This is a genomic window from Agathobaculum faecis (assembly GCF_014287995.1).
In the GTDB taxonomy this organism is placed as follows: Bacteria; Bacillota; Clostridia; order Oscillospirales; family Butyricicoccaceae; genus Agathobaculum; species Agathobaculum ammoniilyticum.
In genome coordinates, this window is the sequence record NZ_JACOPL010000001.1 from 122,134 (window position 1) to 136,130 (window position 13,997).

At 55.8% G+C, this 13,997-nt stretch carries 14 protein-coding genes; 13 read left to right on the plus strand and 1 reads right to left on the minus strand.

What is annotated here, in order from left to right; translation table 11 throughout:
- Positions 1 to 21: 21 nt before the first annotated feature.
- From ruvC to dcd, 12 genes are all read left to right on the plus strand, one after another.
- Positions 22 to 513, plus strand: a complete 492-nt coding sequence (gene ruvC / locus H8S45_RS00635) for a crossover junction endodeoxyribonuclease RuvC (protein WP_107630420.1) — start codon at positions 22 to 24, stop codon at positions 511 to 513.
- Positions 513 to 1,121 carry a Holliday junction branch migration protein RuvA gene (gene ruvA, locus H8S45_RS00640; RefSeq protein WP_054325855.1) on the plus strand — a complete coding sequence of 203 codons (609 nt, stop codon included), beginning with the start codon at positions 513 to 515 and terminating at the stop codon, positions 1,119 to 1,121. The genes ruvC and ruvA overlap by 1 nt, the downstream gene beginning before the upstream one ends.
- Positions 1,122 to 1,133: 12 nt before the next feature.
- Positions 1,134 to 2,174, plus strand: a complete 1,041-nt coding sequence (ruvB, locus tag H8S45_RS00645; protein WP_054325856.1) for a Holliday junction branch migration DNA helicase RuvB — start codon at positions 1,134 to 1,136, stop codon at positions 2,172 to 2,174.
- A 37-nt stretch (positions 2,175 to 2,211) separates the two neighbouring features.
- Positions 2,212 to 3,564 (plus strand): phosphoglucosamine mutase, encoded by a 1,353-nt coding sequence (gene glmM, locus H8S45_RS00650; RefSeq protein WP_054326068.1) that lies wholly within the window; start codon positions 2,212 to 2,214, stop codon positions 3,562 to 3,564.
- 314 nt (positions 3,565 to 3,878) lie between these two features.
- Positions 3,879 to 5,723 (plus strand): glutamine--fructose-6-phosphate transaminase (isomerizing), encoded by a 1,845-nt coding sequence (gene glmS / locus H8S45_RS00655; RefSeq protein ID WP_054325857.1) that lies wholly within the window; start codon positions 3,879 to 3,881, stop codon positions 5,721 to 5,723.
- 173 nt (positions 5,724 to 5,896) lie between these two features.
- A complete protein-coding gene (locus tag H8S45_RS00660) occupies positions 5,897 to 6,463 on the plus strand; it encodes a sigma-70 family RNA polymerase sigma factor (RefSeq protein WP_243182336.1) in 567 nt (188 codons plus the stop codon).
- Positions 6,464 to 6,538: 75 nt separating this feature from the next.
- A complete protein-coding gene (locus H8S45_RS00665; protein ID WP_054325859.1) occupies positions 6,539 to 6,817 on the plus strand; it encodes a zinc-ribbon domain containing protein in 279 nt (92 codons plus the stop codon).
- 249 nt (positions 6,818 to 7,066) lie between these two features.
- Complete coding sequence (locus H8S45_RS00670; RefSeq protein WP_054325860.1) at positions 7,067 to 7,267, plus strand: DUF1858 domain-containing protein; 201 nt, start codon at positions 7,067 to 7,069, stop codon at positions 7,265 to 7,267.
- A 61-nt stretch (positions 7,268 to 7,328) separates the two neighbouring features.
- Complete coding sequence (locus H8S45_RS00675; RefSeq protein ID WP_207724419.1) at positions 7,329 to 8,009, plus strand: tRNA (adenine(22)-N(1))-methyltransferase; 681 nt, start codon at positions 7,329 to 7,331, stop codon at positions 8,007 to 8,009.
- Positions 8,006 to 8,782 carry a Nif3-like dinuclear metal center hexameric protein gene (locus H8S45_RS00680; protein ID WP_054325862.1) on the plus strand — a complete coding sequence of 259 codons (777 nt, stop codon included), beginning with the start codon at positions 8,006 to 8,008 and terminating at the stop codon, positions 8,780 to 8,782. The genes H8S45_RS00675 and H8S45_RS00680 overlap by 4 nt, the downstream gene beginning before the upstream one ends.
- A gap of 12 nt (positions 8,783 to 8,794) precedes the next feature.
- Positions 8,795 to 10,570 (plus strand): Rqc2 family fibronectin-binding protein, encoded by a 1,776-nt coding sequence (locus H8S45_RS00685; RefSeq protein WP_147573659.1) that lies wholly within the window; start codon positions 8,795 to 8,797, stop codon positions 10,568 to 10,570.
- A 105-nt stretch (positions 10,571 to 10,675) separates the two neighbouring features.
- Entirely contained in the window at positions 10,676 to 11,206 is a 531-nt protein-coding gene (gene dcd, locus H8S45_RS00690; RefSeq protein WP_054325863.1) for a dCTP deaminase, read from the plus strand.
- A 26-nt stretch (positions 11,207 to 11,232) separates the two neighbouring features.
- Here dcd and H8S45_RS00695 read toward each other — a convergent pair whose 3' ends face one another.
- Positions 11,233 to 12,171 (minus strand): Ig-like domain-containing protein, encoded by a 939-nt coding sequence (locus H8S45_RS00695; protein WP_159068006.1) that lies wholly within the window; start codon positions 12,169 to 12,171, stop codon positions 11,233 to 11,235.
- A 207-nt stretch (positions 12,172 to 12,378) separates the two neighbouring features.
- On the opposite strand from H8S45_RS00695, the gene guaA reads away from it, so the two are divergent.
- On the plus strand, positions 12,379 to 13,923 hold the full coding sequence (gene guaA / locus H8S45_RS00700) for a glutamine-hydrolyzing GMP synthase (protein WP_054325865.1): 1,545 nt from the start codon (positions 12,379 to 12,381) through the stop codon (positions 13,921 to 13,923).
- Positions 13,924 to 13,997: the final 74 nt, after the last annotated feature.

Consider the following 13,997-nt stretch of genomic DNA (forward strand, 5'->3'; position numbering starts at 1 on the left):
AGAGGGCAGAGGTTTGCAGCTATGACGATTCTTGGTATCGACCCTGGCTACGGTACGATCGGCTATGGGGTCGTGCGGTTTGAAAACTTCAAGTTCACGCCCGTGCAGTACGGCGCGGCAACAACAAAGGCCGGCATGCCGATGCATCTGCGTCTGTGTGAGATTTATGAGGATATCAGCACGTTGGTCGATACGTTTCATCCGGACGAGGTTGCGATTGAAGAGCTGTTTTTCTCCAAAAACATTACGACCGGCATCCAGGTCGCGCAGGCAAGAGGCGTGATCCTGCTTGCGCTCGCCCAAAAGGGCCTGCATCCGGTTTCGTATACGCCGAACCAGGTCAAAATGGCGGTGGTCGGCTATGGCAACGCAGAAAAAAAGCAGATGATGGAAATGACGAAAAGCATCCTGCATCTGACAAAGCTTCCGCGGCCGGATGACGCGGCGGATGCGCTCGCGCTTGCGATCTGCCACGGCCATTCCAGAAATGCAATACGGTATGAGGGTATTTGATGTTTTATTATGTAGAGGGTACGGTCGCGCTGCTCAAGCAAGGGCTTGCCGTAATCGACTGCGGCGGTGTGGGATATGCATGTCACGCTTCGCAGAACACGATCGGCAAGCTGAAAATCGGCGCCCGCGCGCGTTTGTTGACATATCTGAATGTCCGCGAGGATATTTTTGAATTATACGGGTTTATTGACGAGGAGGAGCAGTCCTGCTTCGAAATGATGATCGGCGTATCCGGCGTGGGGCCGAAAGCCGCTCTTTCCATTCTGTCGGTCGCGCCGCCGGACCGGCTTGCGCTGTCCATCATCACAGGGGATGAAAAAATGCTGATGCAGGCGCCAGGCATCGGCAAAAAAATCGCGCAGCGCATTGTTTTGGAGCTGCGGGACAAGATGAGCAAGGAACAGTTGGAGACTGCGTCCAGCGTATCGCCTGTTGCCATGGCCGCGGCGTCCGGCGGGGTCAACCATACGCAGGAGGCTGTTGCGGCGCTCATGGTGCTTGGGTACAGCCAAACGGAAGCGCTTCAGGCGATGGAGGGGATGGACGCCGCGCAGATGGAAGCGGAGGAGATCATCCGCCAATGCCTGAAAAAGCTGGTCAAACAGTAAAGGGGTGTCGCTTTGAGCATTGAATTTTCCGGCGGCATGGCCGACGATGAACGCATTATTTCCACCAGGCAGTTGGCGGAGGATGAAACCGAAAATTCCCTGCGGCCGAAATCCATGGCGGATTATGTCGGCCAGGCAAAGGTAAAGGAAAACCTCGGTGTTTACATCGAAGCTGCAAAGCAGCGGGGAGAGGCGCTGGACCATACCCTGCTGTACGGCCCGCCGGGCTTGGGAAAAACCACGCTGGCCGGCATTATTGCAAATGAGATGGGGGTCAATATCCGCGTCACCAGCGGCCCTGCGATCGAAAAAGCAGGAGATTTGGCGGCTTTATTGACAAACCTTTCGGAAAATGATATTTTGTTTATCGATGAGATCCACCGTTTAGACCGTGCGGTCGAAGAGATCCTCTACCCGGCGATGGAGGACTACGCGCTCGATATCATTATTGGCAAGGGGCCTTCCGCGCGTTCAATCCGGCTCGACCTGCCGCGTTTCACCCTGATCGGGGCGACGACGCGCGCCGGACAGATGACCAGCCCGCTGCGTGACCGCTTCGGCGTGATGCTCCGTTTGGAACTTTATTCCGCGGAGGAGCTTTGTCATATCGTGGAACGCTCGGCAAGCATACTGAATGTGCCGTGCGAGCACGAGGGCGCTTTGGAAATCGCGCGCCGCAGCCGCGGCACGCCGCGTATTGCCAACCGCCTGCTGCGCCGTGTGCGCGATTTCGCGCAGGTGCGCGGCACGGGCACGATCGACAAGGCCAGCGCGGACATGGCGCTGCGCGCGCAGGAGATCGATGAGTTGGGGCTGGACGCGGTTGACCGGCGCATGCTCAAAAGCATCATGCTCAATTACGGCGGCGGTCCGGTCGGACTGGAAACGCTGGCCGCGACCATTGGTGAAGAAGCCATTACATTGGAGGATGTATACGAGCCGTATCTGATGCAGATCGGCTTTCTCAGCCGCACGCCGCGCGGGCGGTGTGTAACGATGCAGGCTTATCGGCACATGAATATGGAACCGGCGGACGGGCAGCAAATGCTGTGACGGCGCTGTTATCAATAAGAAAGTTAGGTGTTTGATATTGGGTAGATATTTTGGGACGGACGGTGTCCGCGGTGTGGCAAATTCCGAACTGGACGCGCTGCTTGCATTCAAAATCGGCGCGGCGGCGGCGTTTGTGCTGACGCAGGAAGCGACCCACAGCGGAAAAGCCAAGCTGCTGATCGGCAAGGATACGCGCATCTCCTCGGATATGCTGGAAAACGCGCTGGTGGCGGGCATCTGCTCAGTCGGCGCGGATGTGGAGCTGCTGGGCGTTATCCCAACACCGGCAGTAGCTTTTTTGACGATCAAGCATAAAGCGGATGCCGGCATCGTGATCTCGGCAAGCCATAACTCGTTTGAATATAACGGCATCAAGATATTTGCGGGCAACGGCTACAAGCTGCCGGACGAAACTGAGGCCAAAATCGAAGACCTGATCGACGACTTTGAATCCATCCCCAAAATGACCCATGAAAAGCTGGGCCGCGTGCTGAAAAGTGCGATCGATCCGGTGGTGGAGTACACCGACCACCTTGCGGAAACGATCAAGGGCGACTTGTCCGGCCTGCACGTCGCGGTGGACTGCGCAAACGGCGCATCCTCTACCACGGTCGAGCGGTTGATGCGTTTGGTCGAGTGCAGGGCGGAGATACGGTTTTACGAGCCGGATGGAATCAATATCAACGCGGGCTGCGGCTCGACTCATCTGGAACAGCTCAAGGAGCGCGTCCGGAAAGGCAGCTTTGATTTGGGCGTCGCGTTCGATGGCGACGCGGACCGCTGCCTGATCGTGGACGAAACTGGCGAGGAGCTGGACGGGGACCGCATCATGGCCGTATGCGCCGCCCATATGAAAAAGGAAGGCAAGCTGCGCGGTGGGGCGTTTGTCGCCACCGTGCTGTCCAACATGGGTCTGCACGCCTATGCTCAAAAAAACGACATGCGGATCGAATGCTCCAATGTGGGAGACCGGTATGTGCTGGAAATGATGTTGAACAAGGGATATATCCTTGGCGGCGAGCAGTCCGGCCATGTTATCTTCCTGGAATATGCCTCAACCGGAGATGGGGAGCTGACCGCGCTGCAGTTCATGTCCATTCTGAAAAGCAGTGGCAAAAAATGCTCGGAGATCGCCGCGGAGGTCGTGCCGTGGCCGCAGGTCATGATTAACGTCAAGGTGCCGAATGATAAAAAGGCCGCCCTGCAGGAGCTGCCGGAGGTCAAGGCTTCGATCGACGAGGCGGGCGCGGCTCTGGGGGAAAACGGCCGGATTTTGGTACGTCCCTCCGGTACAGAGGCTTTGGTGCGCGTTATGGTCGAAGGAAAGGACAGCAATCAGGTCGATACTTTGGCAAAAAGGGTTGCCAAAGTGATAGAGTCTGTCGTATAATAAGAAAGAGCCAACATAAGGTGGATGTGGTTTTCGCATCCACCTTGTTTTGTGAAAGAGAGGGGTGAAAAGCAGCGGTACAACAGAATAGCAAGTCAAGCGCCAGAACTGCGATGCAGCCGGTATCGCAGTTGACGAGGGAAGGGTTAATCGAAGTTTTCGGCGGATGCCCTTCGGCCATGAGTGGGTTGGTCGTGAGCAGACTGTTAAATCGCGCGGGCGACTGCGCGGACAGAGCAGATTCTGCATAACGCACTATTTTTATACCCAAAATTAAAAAACTGCCATCCTTTCTATTGGAGGAATTTATTCTTATGTGTGGAATCGTTGGATTTACGGGCCGCGAAAACGCGCTGCCCATTCTGATTAAGGGATTATACAGCCTCGAGTACCGTGGGTATGATTCCGCCGGCATCGCCGCCTTTACGCGGGACGGCCTGCGTGTTGTGAAAACACAGGGCCGCATCGCGAGCCTGGAAGAGAAAATCCAGTCCGAGGGCGGCTTGTCCTGCACCTGCGGCATCGGCCATACCCGCTGGGCGACGCATGGGGAGCCGTCCGACCGCAATTCCCATCCCCATCTGGGCGGTCGGGACGGTCAGGGCAAGGTCGCGGTCGTCCATAACGGGATCATAGAAAACTATAAGGAACTGCGGGAGCGACTGGAGGCGCATGGGTACACGTTCTGTTCCGAGACGGATACGGAGACCGTCGCGCACCTGGTCGACTACCTGCATACCGGCAAGCAGGAGGACTTGGCGAAGACCGTGCTCGCCGCAGTACAGCGCATCCGCGGCTCCTACGCACTGGGCGTGGTTTCTATGGACAATCCGGAGGAGATCGTCGCCGCGCGGCGGGATAACCCGCTGATTATCGGGCTCGGCCAAGGGGAAAATATGATTGCCTCGGATCTCACGGCGATTATCGGCCGGACCCGCGATTACATCATTCTGGACGACAATGAGGTGGCGATTATCCGGCCGGACAGCGTGGCTGTGATGAACGAGTTCGGCGACGTAGTGGAGAAAGCGGTCCAAACTGTCACTTGGGATATGTCGGCCGCGGAAAAGGGCGGCTACCAGCATTTCATGCTGAAAGAGATCATGGAGCAGCCGAAAGCGGTCGCGGATACAGTCAACCCGCGAATTCAGAACAATGCTGTTGTATTTGAGGAAAACGGCCTGACCGATGAACGGCTGCGCGAAATCGAAAATATTCATATCGTAGGCTGCGGTTCCGCCTTGCACGCGGGCATGGTCGGCAAACGTGTGATCGAGGCAATGTGCCGCATCCACTGTACGGCGGAGGTAGCCAGTGAGTTCCGGTATGAAAACCCGATCATCGGGAAAAAGGATCTCTGCATCGTAATCAGCCAGTCGGGCGAAACCGCCGATACGCTGGCGGCGATGCGGCTGGCCAAGCAGGCGGGCGCGTTCACGGTCGCGATCGTCAATGTGGTATCCTCGACCATCGCGCGCGAGGCGGACGGAGTGCTGTATACCTGGGCGGGGCCGGAGATATCGGTTGCGACCACAAAAGCATATTCCTCACAGCTTTCCGCCCTGTACCTGATCTCCGTGAAAATCGCACGCACGAGGGGCCTGATCTCGATCGGGGATGAGCGCGCGCTTTGCGCCGAGCTGCAGCGCTTGCCGGCCTGCATTGAGAAAGCGTTGGAAAGCCAGCAGGATATGCAGCGCATCTCCACGCGGTACGCCAACCGGCCGAGCGTGTTTTTCCTGGGGCGCGGCCTGGACTATGCTGCGGCGCTCGAGGCCTCGCTCAAGCTCAAGGAAATATCGTATATCCATTCCGAGGCATATGCGGCGGGAGAGCTCAAACACGGTACGATCTCGCTGATCGAGGAGGGGACACTGGTGGTGGCGTTGGCAACGCAGCCTGCGCTGTTTGAAAAAACCGTCTCCAACATCCGAGAGGTAGTTTCCCGCGGCGCGGTCGTCGTATTAGTCACCACGGACGACTTCACAGGGGATGAATCGGTCTGTCAGCATATTATCCGGCTGCCGAAATGTCTTTATGAATTTTCCGCGTCTCTTTCGATTATTCCCATGCAGCTTTTGGCATACTATATTGCGGTGGAGCGCAACTGCGACGTGGATAAACCGCGCAATCTCGCCAAGTCGGTGACTGTCGAATAATGAAAAATATTGTTTATTGTTCAATCGGCACAAAAAAATAAATCTGTTTTTGCCATCAAAACAGTAGTTTTCACAAAAATTCCTTGACATTATCTTTTTTTTCGCATATAATAAATCTTGACATGAGACACGGTATAGAAAATATTCCATTGCAGCCGTTATCCGATGAAGCGTTGTGCCGGCTGGCGCAGCAGGGCGGCGGCGATGCGGCGGAAGCTTTGGTAAAAAGGTATTCCAGACTGGTAAAGACCTGTGCGCGCCCGTATTTTTTAGTGGGTGCGGATGAAGAGGATCTGCTTCAGGAGGGGATGCTCGGTTTGATGAAAGCGATCCGCGAATATGATGAAGGAAAAGGCGTGCCGTTCAGCGCGTTTGCGAAGATCTGCGTTATGCGGAAAATTTTTTCCGCGGTGCGGTCTGCCGCCGCAATGAAGCACGACCCGCTCAATCGTTCCATGTCAATCGATCGACCTCTGTTTGAAGACCTTGCGGAATCGCACACCCGGGTTACGGCACCGATTGGTGACCCTGAATCGCTGGTGATCGGCAATGAGGAGAGGGAAGAACTGGTCCGTCGGCTCTACTCGCTTCTGTCTGAATTCGAGGCAAAGGTTTTAACATTGTTTTTGGATGGCCTGTCGTTTGAGGAAATGTCCAAAACGCTGCGTAAACCGATCAAGTCTGTGGATAATGCCATCCAGCGCATCAAGCGGAAATCGGCAAATATCAAACCCCAATAGGCGATTGCAGGCATGCGGCCTGTACGCATAAATTTCAGGTTCCCGAGGGAACGGTATCAAAGAGAGGTAAAAACCATGTACGAAGACAAGACTTTAGTATGCAAGGAATGCGGTCAGGAATTTGTGTTTACTGCCGGCGAGCAGGAATTCTATGCAGAGCGCGGTTTCCAGAACGAGCCGCAGCGCTGCAAGGCCTGCCGTGACGCCCGAAAGAACGCGGCTCGTGGCCCGCGCGAATATTTCACCGCTACCTGTGCTGCTTGCGGCGGAGAGGCTCGTGTTCCGTTCGAACCCAAGTCCGACCGTCCGGTATATTGCAGCGAATGCTTCGCCAAAATGCGCGAGCAGGGCTGATAAGTGAACGGAAAATGTCCGGCTAACGCCGGACATTTTTTGGTTTTACGAAGAGCAGCTCAGGGGACGGGCCGCTGCGGTGACGGATGGTTGGAAAGGAGAAAACGGCCGCGCGGTCGGCAGGGGGCGTTTATGGTAAAAAGGGCGCGTATTTTTTTGTTGATTTCTGATAAAACGCGATAAGGTGATTGAAATTTGTATATTTTTGCGGTATACTAAAGACAACAAAAAACAAACAGGAGGTCCATCATGGCGGCTATCACGAAAAAGACCACGATTGGCGAGGTGCTGAACCGCAATCTGGAAACGGCAAAGTTCTTTATGGAAATCGGTATGCATTGCTTGGGCTGCCCGGCATCGCAGGGCGAAAGCATTGAGGAGGCCTGCATGGTGCATGGCACCAATGCGGACGAACTGGTTGCCAAGCTCAACGCATTCCTGGGCGAATAAGGATGAAAGACAAGGGCCGGCAAAGCATGCCGGCCCATTTTTTAGGTGAGAAATGGAACGGATGATTTTAACGCCCCGCTTGGCCTGCATCGCAGCGCTGATCCCTCGTGGGGCGCGGCTGGCAGATATCGGAACGGATCATGGAAAACTGCCGGTTTCTCTGCTGCTTTCCGGACGTGTCGCCGCCGCGATCGGGTCGGATATCCGGCAGGGGCCGCTGGATCATGCGGCCCGTAATGCCGCGGAGCATGGTGTGGCGCTGCCGCTGCGCCTTGCGGCGGGGCTGGAGGCCGTGCGGCCGGAGGAGTGCGACACGGTCAGCATCGCCGGCATGGGAGGCCAGACGATTGCAGATATCCTGGCGGCCGCGCCGTGGACGGGAGATGGCGAGCATCTGCTGCTTTTACAGCCAATGACGATGGTCTATGAGCTTCGGCAGTGGCTTTGGGCGCATGGCTATATGATCGAGTGTGAAACGGTCTGTCGGGAGGAACGCCGGTATTATGTTGTGCTTTCCGTGCGCGGCGGTGGACCAGTGCGCGTGGTCCCGCTTTCCAGCTGCGCGTTTTCTCCGGCGCTGCTGCAGGCGGCGGGTGCGCGCGACTATCTGGAAAAGCTGCTTCAGCGGGAAATACGCGCGCTGGAGGGTATGCAAAGCGGAAGCTCGGTTGACCGCGCCGTCCTTGACGGACAGCGTGAAATCGTTCGCGTGATCAAACAGGCATGGGAGGAATTGGCATGATTACGGTTCAGGATATTGTAACGCTGCTGGAAGGGCTGGCGCCGCCCGCGCTGGCGGAAAGCTGGGATAATGTGGGGCTGCTTTGTGGGGATCGGGCGCGCGAAGTGACCAATGTGCTTTGCTCTCTCGATATTACCGAACAGGTCGTTGCGGAGGCGACGGAACGCGGCGCACAGATGATCGTCGCGCATCATCCGGTGATCTTTACCTCGATCAGTCGGATAACCGAGGACGATGCGACTGGACGTATCCTGCGTGCCGCGATCCGGCATGAGATTGCCCTCGTTTGTATGCACACCAACGCGGACTGTGCGCAGGGAGGCGTTAACGACGCCCTGGCCGCTGCGCTGTTCCTCACCAACGTGGGGAATCTGGAAGCGGGGGAAAACGGGATGCTGGGACGTGTTGGCGACCTGCCAAAGGAAATGGGGCCGCGGGAGTTCGCGCTTTATGTCAAAGAGTGTCTGCGTGCGTGCGGCGTTCGCTTTTGTGATGGCGGCCGGCCGATCCGTCGGGTGGCGGTCGGCGGCGGAGCCTGTGGCAAAATGATGGATTTTGCAATCGCAAAGGGGGCGGACGCATTCGTGATCGGAGACTGCAGCTACGACCTGATGCAGCGCGCGCAGACGCTTGGGCTGACGCTTGCGGACGCGGGTCATTTCTCAACCGAAAATCCGGTGACAGCGGCGTTCGCGGAGCAGATAGGCGGGGCGTTCCCCGCGTTGCGCGTCAGCGTTTCCGAGCGGCACGCGGACTGCATCCAATTTGTATAAGGAAGATCGATCATGCCATTAGATGCTATCTGCCTTGGGGCAGTAACGGAAGAATTGAATCATGTGCTCGCGGGCTGCCGTGTGGAAAAGGTGTACCAGCCCGATCGGGATGAGATCGTGCTGCAGACGAGAGGCCAGGGCGGCGCAAGGCGCTTGCTGGTGTCGACCGCCGCCGGCGCGCCGCGGGTGCATTTTATTGACGTCGCGCGGGAGAATCCGGCGGCGCCGCCCATGTTCTGCATGCTCCTGCGCAAGCATGTGCAGGGGGCAAAAATTGCGGCAGTCGTACAGCCGGCTGTGGAACGGATGCTGACTATCGAACTGGATACGACAGACGAAATGGGGGTGGCCTGCAAAAAACATCTGATCTGCGAGTTGATGGGGAAGCACTCCAACGTCATCCTGTGCGGGGAGGATAACCGTATCATTGACGCGATGCGCCGCGTGGACGGAGACCTTTCCGGTAAGCGGCAGGTATTGCCCGGCCTGTTTTACAGGTTGCCGCCGGCGCAGGAGAAGCATGACCCCTTTGCTCTGTCGGGAGTGGGGCTGTCGGCCTCCCTGCAATCCGCGGATGGAGAGATGGGGCTTGACCGGTATCTGCTCAGCCAACTGCTTGGATTTTCGCCGCTGCTGTGCCGCGAGCTATCCTATCGGGCGACGGGAGACACCGCGAAGCCGGTCGGCAAACTGACCGCAGAGGAGCAGCTTCGTCTGGCGCAGGTGTTTGAGGACTTGAAAAGCTATCTCACAGAAAAACGGTGGAAGCCGTTCTTGCTTACGAAGACAGAGGATCATGCGGTTTTTGACTTTTCCTTTCTGCCAATCACGCAATATGAAGGCCTGATGACAGTATCGCAGGAGCAAAGCTTCTCGGACCTGCTGGCCGCGTTTTTTGAGAAAAAAGGGAAAGCGGAGCGCATGGCGCGGCGCTCGGCCGATTTGCATAAGGCCGTCGTCAACGCGCGCGACCGCTTGGCAAGAAAGCTGGCTGCGCAGCAAAAGGAGCTGGACGCGACGCAAAACCGCGAACAGTATAAACGGCTGGGCGACCTAATCACGGCAAACCTGTACCAGCTTGAAAAGGGGATGAACAAGGCGGTGGTCGTGGACTATTACGACGAGGCCTGTCCCGAGGTGGAGGTCGCTTTGGATGTCCGATTGACGCCGCAGCAAAACGCGCAGAAGTATTTCAAGCTGTACAACAAAGCCAAGACTGCGGAGGAAGTGCTGACGCAGCAGCTCGCACAGGGCCGTGCAGATCTGGATTATCTGGAAAGCGTGCTGGTCGCGCTGGGTGAGGCGGAGAGTGAACGGGACCTTGCTCAGCTGCGGGAGGAGCTGACACAGGCGGGCGTCCTGTCCAGCAAGCAGGCGCGCAACAAAAAGCAACGCGTGAAGCCGGTGGCCGCAAAGCCGTTCCATTATCGCTCGAGCGACGGTTTTGATATCTTCGCGGGAAAAAACAACCTGCAAAACGATCTGTTGACGCTGAAGACTGCGTTTAAAAGCGATATCTGGTTCCACACACAGAAGATTCACGGCTCGCATGTGATTCTGGTGGCCGATGGGCGCGAACCAACCGATCGGGCTATGACGGAAGCGGCCATGATCGCGGCGTACCATTCCAAAGCGCGGCAGTCCTCGCTTGTGCCAGTAGATTACACGCCGGTACGGCAGGTCAAAAAGCCGGCGGGGGCCAAGCCGGGTATGGTGATCTATCATGTGTACCAAACAGCCTACGTCACGCCGGATGAGGCGGCGGTGGAAAGACTCCGCATCGAGTAAAAATGGAGAAGCAGGATGTGGTTTGATAAGATCCTATATGGATTGCCGTACCTTCATTTGAGATATCGGCTAAGGTATATTGTGAATGCGGAAAGAGGGAAGTATATGATTCTGTCCGGTAAGGAGATTGTAAAGCATATCGGCAAGGAAATTATTATCGAGCCATTCGATCCAAAGCGGGTCAATCCGAACAGCTATAACCTGTCGCTGGCGAACGAGCTGCTTGTTTATGATAACGATGTACTTGACATGAAAACCCCGAATACGGCGCACCGTATCGAGATACCGGAGGAAGGCCTGCTCTTACAGCCCAACCGCCTGTACCTGGGGCGCACAAACGAATATACGGTGACAGACCGGTATATCCCCATGCTGGAGGGACGGTCGTCGACCGGACGCTTGGGTCTGTTCATCCATGTTACCGCTGGTTTTGGAGACGTGGGGTTTGCGGGTTACTGGACATTGGAGATATTCTGCGTGCAGCCGATTCGGATTTATCCTAATGTGGAGATCTGTCAGATTTATTATCACGATATCGATGGAGAGTATGATCCGTATACCAGTGGAAAATATCAGAACAATACGGGGATTCAGCCGAGCCTGCTGTACCGCGACTTTGAAAAAAGTGATACCTGAAAGGAGGGGCGCATAGCGCCCCTCCTTTAATTTTCCATCAGCAACATTGCGCGGTATAACATTTCACAGGCGACCTGCCGGGTAATCGGTTCGCCGCTGTCCAGCATCGAAGCAAGAGGGGAGAGCACGTCCAACCGAGACATGCTGCTGACCGCGCTTTGCGCCCAGTCCATTTCTGCGGTATGCTCGGGGGCGATAACATATTCCGCGCCGTCGAGCGCCTCTCCCAGAAGATTTCGAATCACAACGCTTGCTTCCGCCAATGTGATGGGGTTCTGTCCCCGTATCTCGGCCAGGCCGCCGGCGGTCTGGTATCCGCTGACCAGCCCATTTGCGGCGGCTGTACTCACAAAGGGCTTTGCCCATAGAGAGAGGCCACGGTCGTCGGCAAAGTCGGTCTGCTGGGTCGGTTCAACCGGAAGCTTGGCGACCGCGGTTGCCATAGTGATGAATTCGCTGCGCGTCACGGTCTGGGCAGGACGGAAGAAGGAACAGCCGCCAATATTTTCGCCGGTCATAATACCATTTTCCGACAGGCAGATTGCGGCATAATGCGCGGGATTTCCCGTCATGTCGGAATAGGTGAGTCCAGCGCGGTTCTTTTTCACTGTGATCGTAACGTCGGCAGGCTCCGCCGTATTCCCATTGGCATCGACAACCGTATAGGAAAATTTATCCTTGCCCGCTTTTTTCGCAGGGGAATAAGATAGAATATTTCCTTCGATCGATGCAGTGCCGAGACGAGGCTGTTCGGTAAGCTGGTACAGAACAATATCATTATCAGAATCCGCAGCGGTCAGCTCTACCTCAATCGGTATCTCTACGCAAGTCTCTGCCTCGACGGCATAGGCTGCAGGGACGCCCGCAGCCGGCGTTTCCGATGTCAGGCCGGCTGCAAGCGCCACGCCGGAAAAGAGTACTGTGGCGGGCAGCAGCAGTACAGCGATCAATAATTTTCGATCCATAAAATCATACACCCTTTCCAGAATGTTCTGCATCCCGCAGTATGCACCGCTTTGAAGGGCTTTATGCATAAATTTTCCGGAATATTTGCAAGCGAAACCATAATCTTGCCGAAAGGCAGGAAATAGGGGGAAAATGCTTGCCGAAATTCGTGCTTTGTGGCATAATTTTTATATAAGGAATACAGGAACAGGGAAAGGAGAATGAGAATGGAAAACCATCAGCTTGTTCTGGTGCTGGACTTCGGCGGGCAGTATAACCAGTTGATCGCGCGGCGCGTGCGTGAACATCATGTATATTGTGAGGTCAAGCCCTACAAAACCCCGCTTGAGGAGATCAGGGCGATGCATCCAATCGGCATCATATTTACCGGTGGACCGAACAGCGTTTATGATGAAAAATCTCCGAAGTGCGATCCGGCGCTTTTTGAGTTGGGCATTCCGGTTTTAGGGATTTGCTACGGTTGCCAGCTTATGGCGCATACGCTGGGGGGCGAGGTAACTGCCGCGCAGGAGGATACAGCGCGCGAATATGGAAAAACGGATACATTTTATAATACGGGCTGCAAGCTGTTCAAGGGGCTTCCGGAGCAGGGAATATCCTGGATGAGCCACGGCGACTACATGGCGAAAGTACCGGAGGGCTTTTCGCTTGTCGCACATACCGAAATGTGTCCGACAGCAGCGATCGCGGATGAGGCGCGCGGCTTTTACGGCGTGCAGTACCATCCGGAGGTCAATCACACAGAAAACGGTACGTTGATGCTGAAAAATTTCCTTTATGAGGTGTGCGGCGCCAAAGGCGACTGGACGATGGAGGACTATAAGAATTCGTCGATCAAGTCGATTCGGGAAAAGGTCGGCGATGGCAAGGTCCTGCTGGCGCTGTCCGGCGGCGTGGATTCCTCCGTTGCGGCAGCTTTGCTGGCCGAAGCGGTCGGAAATCAGTTGACATGTGTTTTTGTCGACCATGGCCTTATGCGTAAGGATGAAGGAGACGAAGTCGAGGCCGCGTTTGCGAAATGGGACATCAACTTTATCCGTGTGGATGCGGAGAAGCGTTTCCTGGACAAGCTGGCCGGTATTTCCGATCCGGAAACAAAGCGCAAGATCATCGGTGAGGAATTTATCCGCGTTTTCGAGGAGGAAGGCAAAAAAATCGGCAAGGTCGATTATCTGGTCCAAGGAACGATTTACCCAGACGTGATTGAATCCGGTGCGGGTGACGCGGCGGTCATCAAGAGCCACCACAACGTCGGCGGCCTGCCGGATTTCGTGGACTTCAAGGAGATCATAGAGCCGCTGCGCCTGCTGTTTAAGGATGAAGTGCGCCAGCTTGGCCGCGAGCTTGATTTGCCGGAATACTTGGTCATGCGCCAGCCGTTCCCAGGCCCGGGCCTTGCGATTCGCGTCATTGGTGAGATCACCAGGGAGAAACTGGATATTCTGCGTGAGGCAGACTTTATTTTTCGCGATGAGGTTGCAAAGGCTGGTTTGGAGCATACGATGAACCAGTATTTTGCAGTATTGACCAATATGCGTTCGGTCGGCGTGATGGGCGACGGACGGACGTATGATTATACGGTCGCGCTGCGCTCGGTGACTACCACCGACTTTATGACAGCCGATTGGGCGCGGATTCCGTATGAGGTACTCGACCGTGTGAGTGTGCGGATTGTAAACGAGGTCGGCCATATCAACCGGATTGTGTATGATATTACGTCCAAGCCTCCAGCAACGATTGAGTGGGAATGATTTCAGAGGTCTGAAAAAGCCCGGAATGACTGGGTTTTCTAAGGCGTGATGCCCTCTGTGGCAACGATTTGGCA

What these genes read in the sequence shown, in the direction of transcription:
- H8S45_RS00680 (WP_054325862.1), top strand. Translation starts at nt 8,006, where the DNA reads ATGATTACGGTTCAGGATATTGTAACGCTGCTGGAAGGGCTGGCGCCG.
- H8S45_RS00695 (WP_159068006.1), bottom strand. Translation starts at nt 12,171, where the DNA reads ATGGATCGAAAATTATTGATCGCTGTACTGCTGCTGCCCGCCACAGTA.
- H8S45_RS00685 (WP_147573659.1), top strand. Translation starts at nt 8,795, where the DNA reads ATGCCATTAGATGCTATCTGCCTTGGGGCAGTAACGGAAGAATTGAAT.
- H8S45_RS00675 (WP_207724419.1), top strand. Translation starts at nt 7,329, where the DNA reads ATGATTTTAACGCCCCGCTTGGCCTGCATCGCAGCGCTGATCCCTCGT.
- dcd (WP_054325863.1), top strand. Translation starts at nt 10,676, where the DNA reads ATGATTCTGTCCGGTAAGGAGATTGTAAAGCATATCGGCAAGGAAATT.
- H8S45_RS00670 (WP_054325860.1), top strand. Translation starts at nt 7,067, where the DNA reads ATGGCGGCTATCACGAAAAAGACCACGATTGGCGAGGTGCTGAACCGC.
- glmS (WP_054325857.1), top strand. Translation starts at nt 3,879, where the DNA reads ATGTGTGGAATCGTTGGATTTACGGGCCGCGAAAACGCGCTGCCCATT.
- ruvA (WP_054325855.1), top strand. Translation starts at nt 513, where the DNA reads ATGTTTTATTATGTAGAGGGTACGGTCGCGCTGCTCAAGCAAGGGCTT.
- ruvC (WP_107630420.1), top strand. Translation starts at nt 22, where the DNA reads ATGACGATTCTTGGTATCGACCCTGGCTACGGTACGATCGGCTATGGG.
- H8S45_RS00665 (WP_054325859.1), top strand. Translation starts at nt 6,539, where the DNA reads ATGTACGAAGACAAGACTTTAGTATGCAAGGAATGCGGTCAGGAATTT.
- guaA (WP_054325865.1), top strand. Translation starts at nt 12,379, where the DNA reads ATGGAAAACCATCAGCTTGTTCTGGTGCTGGACTTCGGCGGGCAGTAT.